Below are 14,593 nucleotides of genomic sequence, written 5' to 3' on the forward strand. Positions count from 1 at the left end.
GTTATGAGTTTATTTAATGGTTTTAATATCAGCGCTTCGGGGTTAACGGCGAATCGTATGCGAATGGACGTTGTTTCTTCTAATATTGCCAATGCCAACACAACGCGTGGGCAACTTGTCAATGGCGAATGGGTACCGTATCGTCGAAAATCTGTTGAATTATCACAAAGCGGTGTATCCCCATTTCAACAGCAACTTCAGTCAGCTATGAATAATCAGTCGACGAAAATATCGGGAGTTACTGTTTCAAAAATTGATGAAGATCAAGCACCCTTTACATTATCTTTTGATCCCTCTCATCCGGATGCTGACGAGAATGGATATGTTCGCTTGCCAAATGTTGATCCGATAAAGGAAATGGTCGATCTCATGTCTGCAACCCGATCATATGAAGCGAATATTACAGCATTGAATGCTTCGAAGAATATGTTCATGAAAGCTTTGGAGATTGGTAAATAATCTATCAGATTGCTAGGGGGCACCATGGAAAAATTAAGTTTGATTCAAACGCCATTTATACAAAATCAATCAATCTCAAAACTAAAACCTGAAAATCAGGTAGAAGGTTTTGGTCAATTATTTAAGCAGACGCTCGAAGAAGTTAAAGCCGCACAGAACACATCGGATAAAATGACCAACCAATTGGTAACGGGTGAAGTTAAGGATATTCATGAAGTGATGATTGCATCACAAAAGGCAAGTCTTTCCTTGCAGCTTACCGTCCAAGTCCGTAACAAAGTGGTCGAAGCTTATCAAGAAGTGATGAGAATGCAACTATGATTTTTAGGATGAGATAAATGAAGGAAAAGTTATTGGTTTATAAAAACAAAATAATCGAATCATGGGGAAGTTTTTCTCCAAAAATTAAATGGTCTGTAATCGGGACGTTTTTTGTCACGTTAATTCTACTTTTTGTATTTGTATTTTTAAATTCACGACCAAGTTTTGCGGCACTTTATACGGGTTTGTCTCCTTCAGAAGCTGGTGAAATTAAGACGGCAATCGAGGAACAAGGAATTCCAGTAGAAGTTTCATCTGACGGAAAATCTATCAGTGTGCCAAACGAAGAAGTAGCCAATTTAAAAGTCAGTTTGGCTGCGGACGGAATTCCGAAAAGTGGAAATGTGAACTACAGTATTTTCAGTGAGAACATGGGTCTCGGAATGACAGATCGTCATTTTGATGTAGTGGAACGTGACGCGATGCAAAATGAACTTGCTGAATTGATTAAGCAAATTGATGGTGTGACCGAAGCGAATGTAATGATTACACTTCCAAAAGAAAATGTATGGATTACAGATGAAGAACAGGTGGCTACTGCATCTGTTGTGGTGAAAGGTGACCCATCTTTTCAACTCGATCAGAAGCAAGTGAATGGTTTGTACCATTTAATCAGTAAGAGTGTTCCCAATTTGCCTCAAGAAGAAATTGTCATCATGGATCAAAATGGCCAGGTTTTTGAAATTCAAAAAGAAAACCAGCTGGATTCGGCATTATCTGTCTATCAACAGCAACGGGAAATCAAGAAAGATATTGAACGAGATATTCAGCGTGAACTGCAGCAAATGCTGGGTTTGACACTTGGACATGACAAGGTGGTTGTATCTGTCATGACAACCATTGACTTCACCAAGGAGAAGCGAGAAGAAAACCTTGTTGAAGCCGTCGATAAAGAAAAAAATCAAGGTATCGATATCAGTGTGGAACGAATTGTGGAGTCCTATTCGAGCGAAGGGGCAGCAATTGCTGACGCAACGGGGACTGGAGAAACAGAAATCGCCAATTACCCGGGGGTTGATGGGGAGGGGAATACGAAATCCGATAAAACGGAAGAACGTATCAACCGTGAAGTCAATAGAATCAACCGCCAAATCGAATTGAGTCCGTATGTGATAGATGACATTACAATCAACGTTGGAGTCGAACCTCCAAACCCAGAAGATCCGGATAGCTTAACTCAACAAAATATAGATGACATCAGCAATCTATTGAAAAACACGGTAAGCACTTCTTTGAGCATGAATGGAACACCAGTGACGGAAGAATCGTTGGATGACCGGATTTCCGTATTTGCAACCGAGTTCCAAGGAAAACCTGTGGTTGACGGGGAAACACCAGACGAATCATTGTTGTCCATCAATAACTTATCAAACCCATTACTTTGGGCCATCGTTGCGGGTGTAGTCTTCCTTCTACTTGCGATTGCATTAATCATTGTGCTGCGTAATAGAAAGCGTGAAAGCGTGGAGGAAGAAGAATATGGTCTTGATATGTTTAATCAACCAATTGAAAAAGTCAGTGACCTTGAGGATGCTGAGGTTGACCTATCCGAATTCAATACAAAAGCAAATCCTAAGCGAAAAACGATTGAAAAGCTTGCGACAGGGAGACCTGAAGATTTTGCGAAATTGTTGCGCACATGGATGGCAGATGAGTAGGAGGCTGACACATGGCTAAACATGGAAGAGAGCTAAGCGGTATACAAAAAGTAGCCGTATTGTTAGTGGGATTGGGACCGGAAGTATCGGTAGAAATTTTTAAACAGTTGACGGAACCCGAGATCGATCAAGTCACGATGGAAATTTCAAATATACGCCAATTAAAAAACAGTCAAACAGAAAAAGTAATCAATGAGTTTTATGAAATGATTCTTGCCCAGGACTACATGAATGAGGGGGGCTTGGAATATGCACGGGATATTCTTGAAAAAGCATTAGGTAAAGACAAGGCATTGGATACAATTGGTCGTTTAACGAGCAGGCTGCAGGTAAAACCGTTCAGTTTTGCGAGAAAAGCTGATCCAAATCAAATTTTGAATATTTTACAACACGAACATTCACAAACGATTGCCTTAGTACTCTCATACTTGGATCCAAAGCAGTCATCGCAAATCCTATCTGCACTGCCTCCTGAAAAGCAAGCAGAAGTTGCAAGAAGGATTGCCTTGATGGAAAGCACTTCACCAGAGGTCATTCATCAGGTTGAACAAATTCTAGAACGAAAGCTTTCAGCAACAGGAGCGCAAGATTATACGTCTACCGGTGGTGTGGAAGCTATTGTCCGAGTATTGAGCAAGGTGGATCGTGGTACAGAGAAAGCGATTCTTTCTAAGCTTGAAACTGAAACTCCTGATCTTGTAGCAGAAATCAAGAAGCGTATGTTTGTATTTGAAGACATCGTGAACTTGGATACACGTTCAATTCAAAGAGTTATTCGTGAAGTTAATGACGGAGATTTAACTTACGCATTGAAAGTAGCGAGTGACGAAGTGAAGGACACGATTTACAGCAATATGTCTACAAGACGGGCAGATTTGATTCGAGAAGAAATTGGATTAATGGGACCTGTGAAATTAAAAGATGTTGAAGACGCACAGACCAACATCGTTTCATTGATTCGTAGTTTAGAAGAAAAAGGCGAAATTATCGTGGCTCGTGGTGAAGGGAATGAAGTGATTGTCTAATATCATTCGCTCCCATACGTTTCCGACCATTGAAAAGAAAATTATTCAGACGAAAAAAATAGAAAACAAAACAGTGGCTATAAAAGAACAAGAAATTGATCCCGTTTTGCAGAAGCAAGATTTAATTATGGAAATCAAAGCTATGGAAACTCAGTACAGTGAACTTCAAATGAAAATGAAGAACGAAATGGACAGTGCCCAATCCGAAATTGACCAATGGTGGTCAGAGAAACAGGACGAAGCCAAGCAAGAAGCTCGTAGCCTGGCAAAAGAGGCATCTGAACAAGGTTTTCAAGCAGGATTTGAGCAAGGCACGCTGTTAGTGGAAGAAGAATTTCGGCAAAAACGCAAGGAAATGCATGCACTGATTGAGACGGCTTATGAAGAAAAAGCAAAAATAGTTCAGGAATCTGAATCATTCTTATTGTCACTCAGCGTTAGAGTTGCTGAGAAGGTGATCAAAAAAGAATTGAAGCAGCATGATGACCAATTGTTGAACATCGTAAAGCAAGCTTTAAGACAAATCGAAGAGTCAGAAGATGTCGTAATGCAAGTGTCGCTAGAAGATTATCCAATTATTTTACCGTTTCTCGAAGAATTGAAGACCTATGTAAAAGCTGACTCTGAGTTTAAATTGATTCCGGTTGCCAACCTTTCAAAAGGTGGCTGTATGATTCATACGGCAAGTGGTTCTTATGATGCCACGATTGACAGTCAGTTGCAGGAAATTAAAAAGCACTTACTGGCTTATTGTGAGGAGAAAACCAACGATGAACCTAAGGGAAGATGAGTACCTAGAATTATTGGAAGAGATTGAGCCAGTAAAAAAGCATGGGAAAGTGATTCAAGTTATCGGCCTGACCATTGAGTCGAGAGGACCCTATGCTAAAATCGGGGAGCTTTGCCTTTTATATCCCAACCATTACGAGCGTCCGATTGAAGCGGAAGTCGTTGGCTTCAAAGAAAATAAAATATTACTCATGCCGCTAAGAGACGTATCCCAAATAGGTCCGGGCTGTCTGGTCGTTGCAACCGGCTACCCCCTTCAAATCAAAGTGGGACCTTCCATTCTGGGCAAAGTTCTGGATGGCACTGGCCAACCTTTGGATGAAAGTCAGCTTCCAAAAGGCTTGAAAAAGTATTCAACGAACAACACGCCGCCGAATCCATTGAAAAGACCGAGAATTGATAAACCATTGGAAGTAGGCGTAAGGGCCATTGATGGTTTACTAACGGTTGGACAAGGTCAACGAGTTGGAGTATTTGCAGGAAGTGGCGTTGGAAAAAGTACACTGCTAGGTATGATTGCCCGCAATACAGAAGCTGACATTAACGTCATTGCCTTAATCGGTGAGCGGGGCAGGGAAGTTCGGGATTTCATCGAACGCGATCTTGGTCCTGAAGGGTTAAAAAAATCAGTAGTTGTTGCCGCAACTTCCGATCAGACACCGTTACAACGAATAAAAGGTGCCATGACTGCTACAGCCATTGCGGAATATTTCCGTGATCAGGGAAAAAACGTCATGTTGATGATGGATTCAGTGACACGCTTTGCCATGGCGCAACGTGAAGTGGGACTTGCAGTCGGGGAACCACCAACGAGTAAAGGATACACACCAAGTGTTTTCGCACTGTTGCCAAAGTTACTGGAACGATCAGGGACTTCAAGTAAGGGCTCCATAACTGCGTTCTATACAGTGCTTGTTGATGGGGACGATATGAACGAACCCATTGCTGATGCTGTCCGAGGGATTCTTGATGGACACATTGTCTTGGATCGTAAAATTGCCCAAAAAGGACAATTCCCGGCAATCAATATTATGTCGAGTGTCAGTCGGGTCATGCATGATGTGGTGTCAGACGAGCACCAAAAGGCAGCCGTTGAATTTAAGCGATTATTGGCGGCTTATGATGCATCGGAAGATTTAATCAATATTGGCGCATATAAGAGCGGAGCGAACAAAGAAATTGATGATGCAATCCGTTCCTATCCACTAATAAAAGAATTTCTGCAACAAGATATATATGAAAAGACAAAGCTGGAAGAGAGTACCGACCGGCTATCAGCGCAATTTGGGGGAGCACAGACGTGACACAATTCAACTTTAGATTTCAAAAAATATTGGATTTAAAAGAGAATGAAAAAGGCTTAGCACAAATGCAAATGGCGGATGCCATCAAACAACACGAAGTAGGACATCAAAAAAAGCAAGCCATACACAACAAAATCATGGATGCAGAACGTTTGAAAAAAGAAAAACAGCAAGATGGAGTCAACATTTCAGAATTAAGAATGCTGGTCAATTATATCCATCAACTACAGGATCTATTGATTTCTTCGAATCGTGAGCTGGAGCATTTGCAACACAATGTGTCGAGAACTCAAACGCATTTGCAAAAGAAAGCTCAGGAAGAAAAGACATGGGGAAATCTAAAGCAACAAGAACATTCTGTATTTGTTGAACAAAGTAAAACGGCCGAACAAAATTTCTTCGATGAATTGGCAAGCACACGATTTTACCGGACTTCAAAAGCAAGTTTAGTTGAAGGGTGATGAAACAATGGAAACTATGAGTTTATCTTTTCCTTCAAACATATCAACTTCCAAGTCCGTTACATCGAAACAAAATAGTGAATCTGCCAAAGACACTGTGAATTTCGCTGCATTATTAGGTTCTGTAACTGCAGAAGGACAAAGTGCAAGTGAAGAAAAAGTAAATGTAAATGTAAATCCGCAGGGTGAGCTGCTAGTAAAACTTCAAGAGATGTTGCAAACCTTGCAGGAAATCCCGAAAGATAATTTGTCACCTGAAGAGCAGGAAATGATGATGGATATCGTACAAATGCTTTCTCTTCAAACGGTTCAACTAGAAAACCAGCTACAGAGTGTTGAGCTCAGTCAAGAGACGCAAGTGATAAGTCCTTCAGTTCAGGAAAAACTGGTTAATCTGCTGAACCAGATTGATCAGGAAATCCAAAAACAATCAAGTATTACTAAATCTTTCGAAGCCGCTACAGAACTTGCGGGGGTAGAAAATAATATTTTAGCCGATCCGAAAAAATTGGAGCAAGCCTTCAAACAATTGATTGCTTTTATCCAACAACTTGAAACCGAACAGCAGTCTGCTACAGGAAAACAAGTGGAATTACAGCAGCTGCGCGAAGTAACAAAAATATTTAAGCATATAGACGATTTACCTCAACAAACAAGTGATCAAACACAATTAACTGAAATACCACGGAATAATGGATCGAATGTAGATCCATCGCGCACGCTTTCTGTGCAATCCATTTCCCAACATCAACCACAGGATGGCAGTGCGATGCGAGTGGAAGTTGTTCAAAGTGAAGTGAATGGACAAGTGTTGACTGGAACCTCAACCGACGTTGCAAAAGCTAGTCATGCTCCAATTCGTCCAGAGATGACTACTGCGACACCAACACAAACACCAACAGTTCGAATGTCAAACTTGATTGAAGAATTGGGAGGGGTATTGAAAGGTACTTTCCGTTTGAATGGCACGCAAGAAGGAACGCAACTAAAAGTGAACATCTCTCCTGAACATCTCGGACATCTGGATATTCGACTGACAGCATCCGAAGGAAAGATCGCAGCCCAAATTTTCACCAGTAACTTACTAGCGAAAGAAGCATTGGAACTGCAAGTGAATCAGTTAAGAAATTCATTGCTTCAGCAAGGGGTAACGATTGATCGCATTGAAATTTCTCAACAAAGTTCCCAGTCCTCATTAGGACAACAACATGCACATCCAGATCAACGCTTTTCTCAACAACAGCAAAAGCAAGGAAATGCATCACATAATAAAAACGGCTATCAACGAATTGAAGAAGAAGCCGCTGTAGAACGTAACCATTCGTCAGAGGGATTAATGAAAGTAGATTATACAATTTAACGAGGAAGGGGCATTGCAATGAATGTGAATAGTTCTAGCTCGGTCAGTATGCAAACGGCAGGCGCAACAAAGCAAACGGAACCACAAAATGGACTTGGTAAAGATGCTTTCATGAAAATCCTTGTGACACAAATGAAGAACCAGAATCCTTTGGAACCATTGAAAGATACGGAATTCATTGGTCAGATGGCTCAGTTCAGCAGTTTGGAACAATTAACAAACTTAAATCAGGCGATGACTCAGTTTGTTGGTCTTCAAGGGAAACAGTCACTATCTGAAAATGCGGATTTAATAGGCAACACGGTGTATTGGGAGCAGGAAGTAAACGGGCAGCTGCAGTCAGGTGAGGGGATTGTCAAGGCACTGGCAATCAAAAATGGTGAGTTAATAGTTGAACTTGAAAACGATAATATTAAGGTTCCGATTGACTCCATCCATCGTATAGAAAAACAATAAATGAACAGGAAATTGTCTAATCCACAAAGGGGATCAGGCAATATTTGAAAGGGGAAAAACAAATGTTACGTTCAATGTATTCAGGTGTGTCGGGTATGAAAGGCTTCCAAACAAAATTAGATGTAATCGGAAATAATATTTCGAATGTAAACACAATCGGGTACAAAAAGAGCTCAATCAATTTTCAAGATTTGTTAAGTCAAAACTTATCAAGCAGCGGTGTTAATCCAATGCAGGTTGGTTTAGGATCAATGACTTCTGCCATCACTGTAAATCATAATCCAGGTTCTTTCATGACAACAGGTGTTGGAACAGATCTGGCTATTAATGGCGATGGATTCTTCGCTGTTCAAAATGCAGAATCCACCCCACCAGTTAATTATTTGACAAGAGCAGGTAATTTTGTGGTTGACGCAAAAGGAAACCTGGTTACATCACAAAAGTATAATGTGTTGGACAGTACGGGTGCGCCAATAAATATCCCATCAGGCACATATGATTCGTTTACCATCGATCGTCAGGGAGAACTGGTCGGAAAGCAAAAAACTGATGGCGCTGAGGTGAAAACTGGTATATTTATCGGAATCGTCACACCTGATAATCCAGCTGGATTACGAAAATTTGGCGGATCGCTCTATGAAATGACTCTTAGTTCAGGTGGACAAATGAGTCCTGGTAAACCATCTACGAATAACATTGAAATAGCTTCTGGCATGCTTGAAATGTCAAATGTTGATTTGACAGAGGAATTCACAGAAATGATTATCGCACAACGTGGTTTCCAGGCAAATTCTCGTACGATTACTACTTCTGATGAGATCTTACAAGAAGTCGTTAACTTGAAACGATAAAATAGGGAGGGCAGGCTGAGAGGGATGAATGGTCTCTCCAGCCGCTTTTAACATGATCCAATTAACGAAACTTAATCGAACACCTTTGACATTAAATGCTCTATACATCGAAAGAATCGAATCCATTCCAGATACAGTGGTAACGTTGGGATCTGGAAAAAAAGTACATGTCTTGGAGACAGTTGAAGAAGTAACGGATAAAGTAACAGCCTACTACCAGAAAATAAACCTTTTGCCGAGTTTGCAGAAGCCAAACTGGATGGAATGAAGGGAGGACAGTCCTGGTGGATTTCTTATCAGATGAAAATATTGAGACCATTTTATCTTCTTTGCAAAAGGAAGAACCTAAATCGTTCAAACCTGGCAAAGAAAGAAATGTAAAAACTTACGACTTTAAAAAAGCAATGCGTTTTTCACAAGATCAAATTCGAACACTAAGCAGAATACATGAAAACTTTGCCCGTTTGCTGACATCTTATTTATCTACTCAGCTTCGGACATTCGTACAAATTTCTGTTACTTCAGTTGAACAATTCCCATATGAGGAATTTATCAATAATGTTCAGAAGAAATCCATTCTAGGTGTATTTAAAGCACCGCCGCTTCAAGGAAGTATGGTAATGGAATTCTCTCCGGATGTGGTCTATGTCACGGTTGATCGATTGCTTGGTGGACAAGGGAATATTTCCTTGAAAAGTAGCGATTTAACGGAAATCGAAATCAGTGTCATCCAACGAATTTTCATCAAGGCACTGATCAGTTTTCAGGAAGCCTGGTCGTCTGTAGTGAAACTGTCTCCGGAGTTCAAAGAAATAGAAGTGAATCCTCAGTTTTTAACCATGTTCCCACCGAATGAAACGGTCATTTTAGTAGCATTACATGCAAAAATTGGTGATGTAGAAGGAATCATCAATATATGCCTGCCGCATGTCGTGTTGGAGCAGATCTTACCGAAGTTATCCGCGCGCCATTGGTTAGCTAACCAGAAAAAAACGGTGGTCAATCAGGAAGTAGCAGCATTGGAGAAAAAATTGCAAGCGACGAGACTGAATGTCAAAGCGATATTAGGTAGATCCACGATCGACATTGGCGATTTTTTAAATCTTAAGAGCGGTGATGTCATTCGTCTAAATGAGTCTTATGATGACCCTGTAACTATATTGGTAGATGAAAAACAGAAATTTTTTGCACAACCTGGAGTTTCCAAAGGACGTATGGCTGTGCAAATAACCGAAGTTCATAGAGAGGGAGATGAATTCGATGAAAACTGATAAGTTATCTGCAGATGAAATCAAAGGTTTACTGGGGCAAGCTGGAACAGACGACGAAATAATATCCGAAAGTTCTTTATCGAACCGTGAAATGGAAGCATTGTCAGAGTTATTGAATGTTTCATTAGGAAGTTCATCTACAGTACTTACCACTTTATTCACTCAGCAAGTTACTGTTTCGAATACAAAGCTATCCATCAAACGCAATGATGAGTTATTAAACCATACAAAAGAGCCATTCATTGTCGTCCTGGGAGAATACGAAGGTGGCATCAACGGCTTACAGATTCTCTCCGTACATGTGGATGACGTCCAGACCATGACTAATCTGATCCATAAAGACAGTGAAGAGAATCATATCAGAAAACAATTCCAAGTGGTAGAAGAAGTGGTGCAACAAATGTTTACTACTGTCTCCCAATCTATGTCCACCGTACTAGACGAAGAGATTACCCACTCCTTGTCATCAATGGACTTAATTGAAACACTCAATGACTTCCCCGTCGCGAAATTTACGGATGAAGAATGGTTTGTAGAAGCAGATTTCCAACTGAAAATAACCACTCAGGAACATATGACCCTTCATCTGTGTATTCCTGTCCGCATGGCAAAACAAGTGGTAGGGATCTTAACAGATTCATTGGAAGAAGGACATCCAGAGGAGACAAAAGAGATGCAATTTCAATCGACTACTCAAACAGATGCAGCTAGTAAAACAGACGAAACAGGTACATCACCAAATATCCAATCTGTTCAATTCTCAAATTTTGATGAATCTAGTTCGGCACACGCAGAACCGAATAATTTGGACATGTTACTCGACATTCCACTTCAAGTCACGGTTGAACTGGGCAGAACAAAACGGATGGTAAAAGAAATTTTAAGTGTTTCCCAAGGCTCGATTATTGAGCTTGATAAATTGGCCGGTGAACCTGTCGATATTTTAATCAATAACAAGTTAATTGCTGTAGGTGAAGTTGTCGTGATTGATGAAAACTTCGGCGTCCGCGTAACAGATATTTTAAGCACAGCAGAGCGTATTTCTAAATTACGTTAATGCCTTAAGTAAGGAGTTTGCCAGGTTTGATTCAAAAAAAATATGTAAAAGTACTAACGATGATTGTGCTGTTCACTTTATATGTGTTGTTGACCCCGAATTCGGTTGGTGCTGCTAAAGATCAGTCCGTAAAAGATGCTTTGGGGGAAGAAGATCAGTCCGATGAACAACTAGAGCCACTTGTTGAAGAAGAGTTAAAGCCTACTAAAGACACGAGTCTCGTGGCCATCATTATTAAACTTATATTCTATACGTTGCTGATTCTCGTCATGATTTATGGATTGATTAAGTTTCTGGCAATCAGACAAAAGAAATTCCAACCCAATCAAGCCGTCAAATTAATGGGCGGTACGCCGTTAGGTAACAATAAATCACTTCAACTTGTAAAAGTAGGGGACAAGGTTTATTTGCTGGGAGTAGGAGACCAAGTCACTTTGATTAAAGAATTTTCAAATTCGGATGAGATTAGCAGTATTGAAAGTGATTTAGAGCAACAACCAAACATGCTATCTAACCCGATCATGAATTTATCAAACTCAATCGTTGATTTTTCAAAAGAAAAGATCAGCAAACGATTGGAATCTAAATCTTCGAATGGTTTTGAGCATTTATTCAAGCAAAGTCTAAATAAACAAAAGAGTAAACAAGAACAACTTAAGCACGATTTAACCAAAGCAGACGATGAAAAGGAAGGTAAATCATAATGATGATGACAAACTTCCTGCTTTCACTTAGCATTCCTGGCATCAATTTTGGTACGGATGCGCCGGGAGATGTTTCCGTTACATTGCAGCTTTTGTTCCTGATGACCATCCTTTCACTCGCACCAGGAATCTTGATCATGTTGACGTGTTTCACACGAATTATCATCGTGTTGTCATTCGTCCGTACAGGATTAGGAACGCAGTCGATGCCACCGAACCAGGTACTGGTGGGACTAGCCTTGTTTATGACCTTTTTCATTATGACGCCTGTTATAAATGAAATTAACGAAACGGCCTTACAGCCTTATCTGGCGGGGGATATCAAACAAGAGAAAGCGTTGGATACGGCAGTGATGCCGATTAAGGAATTTATGGCCGAACATACGCGACAAAAGGATCTCGCTTTGTTTTTTAAATATGCTGGCTTGGAGAAACCCGACAGCATTGAAGAAATTCCTTTGACTTCGCTAATTCCAGCTTTTGCTATCAGCGAGTTGAAGACGGCATTTCAAATTGGTTTTGTCATCTTTATCCCGTTTTTAATTATCGATATGGTGGTCGCCAGTACGTTAATGGCCATGGGGATGATGATGTTGCCGCCAGTCATGATTTCGTTGCCATTTAAAATCCTGTTGTTTGTGCTGGTTGACGGATGGTATTTAATTATAGAATCGCTGCTCGTCAGCTTTTAGGGAAGGAAGAAAACGATGACTCCAGATACAGTGATCAAATTAGCGGAACAATCGATATACATGATCATTATCATTTCTGCTCCCATGCTATTAGTTGCACTTGCTGTCGGACTGATTGTCAGTGTGTTCCAAGCAATGACACAGATTCAGGAACAGACGCTTGCGTTCATTCCGAAGATATTGGCCGTGTTTTTATCCATTGTGTTGTTTGGACCATGGATGCTAACGATTTTATTGGATTTTACAAGAGACTTATTCCAACAACTTCCGCAACTAATCGGATAGTGGGATTGATATGAATACTATTTTTGAGATGTACCCATATCTACTGCTTATCTTTGTTCGATTAACTAGCTTTTTCCTCGTTGCGCCTTTATTTTCGATGAAAGGTGTTCCGAACCAATTTAAAGTGGGATTGGGTTTTTTCATTTCATTAATTGCTTTATCCGGCATGGATGCTGAAGAAGCACTTCTAATGGACTCCTATTACATCCTGCTGATTATAAAGGAACTTGCCGTAGGGATCGCTCTTGGATTTACAGCTGCCTTATTGTTATACACGGTTCAAATAGCGGGAGCTTTTATTGACTTCCAGATGGGCTTTGCCATTGCCAGTGTGATGGATCCGCAAACAGGCAGTCAGGTGCCGATTATTGGTCACTTTAAATATATCTTGGCACTTCTTTTTTTATTGACCGTTAATGGACATCATTTAATGCTGGATGGAGTCATGCAAAGCTTCAAGTCATTTCCGGTTGAATCTGTTTCCTTCGCGGCTGATTTTGGAGATATCACTCATTTTTTCACAACATTGTTTGTAGAAATGTTCGTCATCGCCTTGCAGATCGCATTACCGATTGTCGGCGCATTGTTTCTGATTGATATCGCTCTTGGCATTTTAGCTAAGACCGTACCACAGTTAAACATTTTTGCAGTCGGTCTGCCTTTGAAGATTTTTGTCGGGTTTATTATGTTATTTCTTTCGATGCCCATTTTCTTTTACCTATTACAGATCCTGTTCGAAAAAATAATGGTAAGCATGTCTCAGCTGATCAGGTTGATGGGGGGAACATAAGTGCAAAAAAGATATCCTCTCGACTTACAGTTTTTTGCTTCGGAAAAGACCGAAAAAGCCACACCTCAGAAGAGGCAGGAGTCCAAACGTAAAGGGCAAGTGGCCAAGAGTGCAGAAGTACCTGCAGCTTTAATTATGCTTGGCGGGATTTTGTTACTCAATTTTTTGGGTGGCTGGATACTGGATCGACTTCTTGCAATCTTTCAAATCAATTTCACTCAGTATATCGGCTGGGAATGGAGCCCTAGTAATATACGCACCTTGTTCGAACAAATGACGTTCAATGCAATAATCATCATGGCTCCCATTATGATCATTGCGATGGTGTTCGGATTTTTGGGCAATTACATACAAATTGGCTCACTATTTACAACGGAACCTCTCATGATGAAGCTCGAGAGGTTGAATCCGATTGAAGGTGCCAAGAAAATCTTTTCCATGCGTGCCTTAGTGGAACTATTAAAATCATTACTTAAAATCGCCATTATTGGCTTCGCCGCTTTTAATGTTTTGTGGTCGGCAAAAGAAGAGTTGTTTTTACTTTCACAAAAAAGTATCGGCGATTCCTTATCATTTATCGGTTCCCTAGTTTTCAAGATGGGGATGGTTGCTTCAATTATCTTATTGGTTCTAGCCATTATGGATTACATGTATCAAAAGTACGAATTTGAAAAGGGCATTCGAATGTCCAAGCAAGATATCAAGGATGAATTCAAGAAAGCAGAGGGAGACCCTCTGATTAAATCCCAAATTAAAGAACGGCAAAGACAAATGAGTATGAATCGAATGATTCAAGACTTGCCGAATGCGGATGTTCTCATTACCAACCCTACTCACTACGCAATTGCGATCAAGTATGATGCAGAAACCATGGAAGCACCAATGGTCATTGCGATGGGGAAAGACCATCTCGCCCTGAAAATAAAAGAAAAAGCTAAAGAGCTTGATATTGTGACTATGGAAAATAAACCACTCGCCCGTGCCCTATACAACCAAGTTGAAATAGGGGATTACGTTCCGGAAGAATTATTCCTGGCTGTAGCAGAGGTTTTAGCATATATCTACCGATTAAAAGGAAAGATTAAATGAATTTTTGGGAGGAGGAAACAG

18 protein-coding genes are annotated in these 14,593 nt (G+C 40.4%); all 18 read left to right on the forward strand.

Annotated features, from left to right (window positions below; genetic code table 11):
* Positions 1-3 precede the first annotated feature (3 nt).
* The 18 genes from flgC (at position 4) to flhB (ending at position 14,572) form a co-directional block, all read left to right on the forward strand.
* The gene (gene flgC / locus ACQKEV_RS04230) at positions 4-459 is read left to right on the forward strand and encodes a flagellar basal body rod protein FlgC (protein ID WP_427443657.1); all 456 of its coding nucleotides are present in this window, start codon (positions 4-6) and stop codon (positions 457-459) included.
* Positions 460-483: 24 nt separating this feature from the next.
* Positions 484-780, forward strand: a complete 297-nt coding sequence (fliE, locus tag ACQKEV_RS04235; RefSeq protein ID WP_427443659.1) for a flagellar hook-basal body complex protein FliE — start codon at positions 484-486, stop codon at positions 778-780.
* Positions 781-797: 17 nt separating this feature from the next.
* Positions 798-2,438, forward strand: coding sequence for a flagellar basal-body MS-ring/collar protein FliF (gene fliF / locus ACQKEV_RS04240; protein ID WP_427443661.1), 1,641 nt, complete (start codon positions 798-800; stop codon positions 2,436-2,438).
* Positions 2,439-2,449: 11 nt separating this feature from the next.
* Complete coding sequence (gene fliG, locus ACQKEV_RS04245) at positions 2,450-3,463, forward strand: flagellar motor switch protein FliG (RefSeq protein WP_427443663.1); 1,014 nt, start codon at positions 2,450-2,452, stop codon at positions 3,461-3,463.
* Positions 3,456-4,253, forward strand: coding sequence for a FliH/SctL family protein (locus tag ACQKEV_RS04250; RefSeq protein WP_427443665.1), 798 nt, complete (start codon positions 3,456-3,458; stop codon positions 4,251-4,253). The genes fliG and ACQKEV_RS04250 overlap by 8 nt, the downstream gene beginning before the upstream one ends.
* Positions 4,234-5,556 carry a flagellar protein export ATPase FliI gene (gene fliI, locus ACQKEV_RS04255; protein WP_269926004.1) on the forward strand — a complete coding sequence of 441 codons (1,323 nt, stop codon included), beginning with the start codon at positions 4,234-4,236 and terminating at the stop codon, positions 5,554-5,556. Before ACQKEV_RS04250 ends, fliI begins: the two co-directional genes overlap by 20 nt.
* Positions 5,553-6,017 (forward strand): flagellar export protein FliJ, encoded by a 465-nt coding sequence (fliJ, locus tag ACQKEV_RS04260; protein ID WP_427443667.1) that lies wholly within the window; start codon positions 5,553-5,555, stop codon positions 6,015-6,017. The genes fliI and fliJ overlap by 4 nt, the downstream gene beginning before the upstream one ends.
* A 7-nt stretch (positions 6,018-6,024) precedes the next feature.
* Positions 6,025-7,377: a flagellar hook-length control protein FliK gene (locus ACQKEV_RS04265; RefSeq protein WP_427443668.1), complete on the forward strand. Its 1,353-nt coding sequence runs from the start codon at positions 6,025-6,027 to the stop codon at positions 7,375-7,377.
* 18 nt (positions 7,378-7,395) lie between these two features.
* Positions 7,396-7,833: a flagellar hook capping FlgD N-terminal domain-containing protein gene (locus ACQKEV_RS04270; protein WP_427443670.1), complete on the forward strand. Its 438-nt coding sequence runs from the start codon at positions 7,396-7,398 to the stop codon at positions 7,831-7,833.
* Between the two features lie 62 nt (positions 7,834-7,895).
* On the forward strand, positions 7,896-8,684 hold the full coding sequence (locus tag ACQKEV_RS04275) for a flagellar hook-basal body complex protein (RefSeq protein ID WP_427443672.1): 789 nt from the start codon (positions 7,896-7,898) through the stop codon (positions 8,682-8,684).
* A gap of 28 nt (positions 8,685-8,712) precedes the next feature.
* Complete coding sequence (locus ACQKEV_RS04280; RefSeq protein ID WP_427457732.1) at positions 8,713-8,952, forward strand: flagellar FlbD family protein; 240 nt, start codon at positions 8,713-8,715, stop codon at positions 8,950-8,952.
* Positions 8,953-8,965: 13 nt separating this feature from the next.
* Positions 8,966-9,955 carry a flagellar motor switch protein FliM gene (gene fliM / locus ACQKEV_RS04285; RefSeq protein ID WP_427444824.1) on the forward strand — a complete coding sequence of 330 codons (990 nt, stop codon included), beginning with the start codon at positions 8,966-8,968 and terminating at the stop codon, positions 9,953-9,955.
* Positions 9,945-11,012, forward strand: coding sequence for a flagellar motor switch phosphatase FliY (gene fliY / locus ACQKEV_RS04290; RefSeq protein WP_427443674.1), 1,068 nt, complete (start codon positions 9,945-9,947; stop codon positions 11,010-11,012). The genes fliM and fliY overlap by 11 nt, the downstream gene beginning before the upstream one ends.
* 26 nt (positions 11,013-11,038) lie before the next feature.
* On the forward strand, positions 11,039-11,716 hold the full coding sequence (locus ACQKEV_RS04295) for a flagellar biosynthetic protein FliO (protein WP_427443676.1): 678 nt from the start codon (positions 11,039-11,041) through the stop codon (positions 11,714-11,716).
* Complete coding sequence (gene fliP, locus ACQKEV_RS04300) at positions 11,716-12,408, forward strand: flagellar type III secretion system pore protein FliP (RefSeq protein ID WP_427443678.1); 693 nt, start codon at positions 11,716-11,718, stop codon at positions 12,406-12,408. Before ACQKEV_RS04295 ends, fliP begins: the two co-directional genes overlap by 1 nt.
* A 15-nt stretch (positions 12,409-12,423) precedes the next feature.
* Positions 12,424-12,693 carry a flagellar biosynthesis protein FliQ gene (gene fliQ / locus ACQKEV_RS04305; protein WP_427443679.1) on the forward strand — a complete coding sequence of 90 codons (270 nt, stop codon included), beginning with the start codon at positions 12,424-12,426 and terminating at the stop codon, positions 12,691-12,693.
* A gap of 10 nt (positions 12,694-12,703) precedes the next feature.
* Complete coding sequence (gene fliR, locus ACQKEV_RS04310) at positions 12,704-13,483, forward strand: flagellar biosynthetic protein FliR (RefSeq protein WP_427443681.1); 780 nt, start codon at positions 12,704-12,706, stop codon at positions 13,481-13,483.
* The gene (gene flhB, locus ACQKEV_RS04315) at positions 13,484-14,572 is read left to right on the forward strand and encodes a flagellar biosynthesis protein FlhB (protein ID WP_427443683.1); all 1,089 of its coding nucleotides are present in this window, start codon (positions 13,484-13,486) and stop codon (positions 14,570-14,572) included. It begins immediately after the preceding gene.
* Positions 14,573-14,593: the final 21 nt, after the last annotated feature.

The sequence above is a fragment of the Paenisporosarcina sp. NPDC076907 genome (genome assembly GCF_050269735.1).
In the GTDB taxonomy this organism is placed as follows: Bacteria; Bacillota; Bacilli; order Bacillales_A; family Planococcaceae; genus Paenisporosarcina.

What these genes read in the sequence shown, in the direction of transcription:
- fliG (WP_427443663.1), top strand. Translation starts at nt 2,450, where the DNA reads ATGGCTAAACATGGAAGAGAGCTAAGCGGTATACAAAAAGTAGCCGTA.
- fliP (WP_427443678.1), top strand. Translation starts at nt 11,716, where the DNA reads ATGATGATGACAAACTTCCTGCTTTCACTTAGCATTCCTGGCATCAAT.
- fliF (WP_427443661.1), top strand. Translation starts at nt 798, where the DNA reads ATGAAGGAAAAGTTATTGGTTTATAAAAACAAAATAATCGAATCATGG.
- ACQKEV_RS04265 (WP_427443668.1), top strand. Translation starts at nt 6,025, where the DNA reads ATGGAAACTATGAGTTTATCTTTTCCTTCAAACATATCAACTTCCAAG.
- flgC (WP_427443657.1), top strand. Translation starts at nt 4, where the DNA reads ATGAGTTTATTTAATGGTTTTAATATCAGCGCTTCGGGGTTAACGGCG.
- fliR (WP_427443681.1), top strand. Translation starts at nt 12,704, where the DNA reads ATGAATACTATTTTTGAGATGTACCCATATCTACTGCTTATCTTTGTT.
- ACQKEV_RS04280 (WP_427457732.1), top strand. Translation starts at nt 8,713, where the DNA reads ATGGTCTCTCCAGCCGCTTTTAACATGATCCAATTAACGAAACTTAAT.
- fliQ (WP_427443679.1), top strand. Translation starts at nt 12,424, where the DNA reads ATGACTCCAGATACAGTGATCAAATTAGCGGAACAATCGATATACATG.
- fliI (WP_269926004.1), top strand. Translation starts at nt 4,234, where the DNA reads ATGAACCTAAGGGAAGATGAGTACCTAGAATTATTGGAAGAGATTGAG.
- ACQKEV_RS04275 (WP_427443672.1), top strand. Translation starts at nt 7,896, where the DNA reads ATGTTACGTTCAATGTATTCAGGTGTGTCGGGTATGAAAGGCTTCCAA.
- fliY (WP_427443674.1), top strand. Translation starts at nt 9,945, where the DNA reads ATGAAAACTGATAAGTTATCTGCAGATGAAATCAAAGGTTTACTGGGG.
- fliE (WP_427443659.1), top strand. Translation starts at nt 484, where the DNA reads ATGGAAAAATTAAGTTTGATTCAAACGCCATTTATACAAAATCAATCA.
- ACQKEV_RS04270 (WP_427443670.1), top strand. Translation starts at nt 7,396, where the DNA reads ATGAATGTGAATAGTTCTAGCTCGGTCAGTATGCAAACGGCAGGCGCA.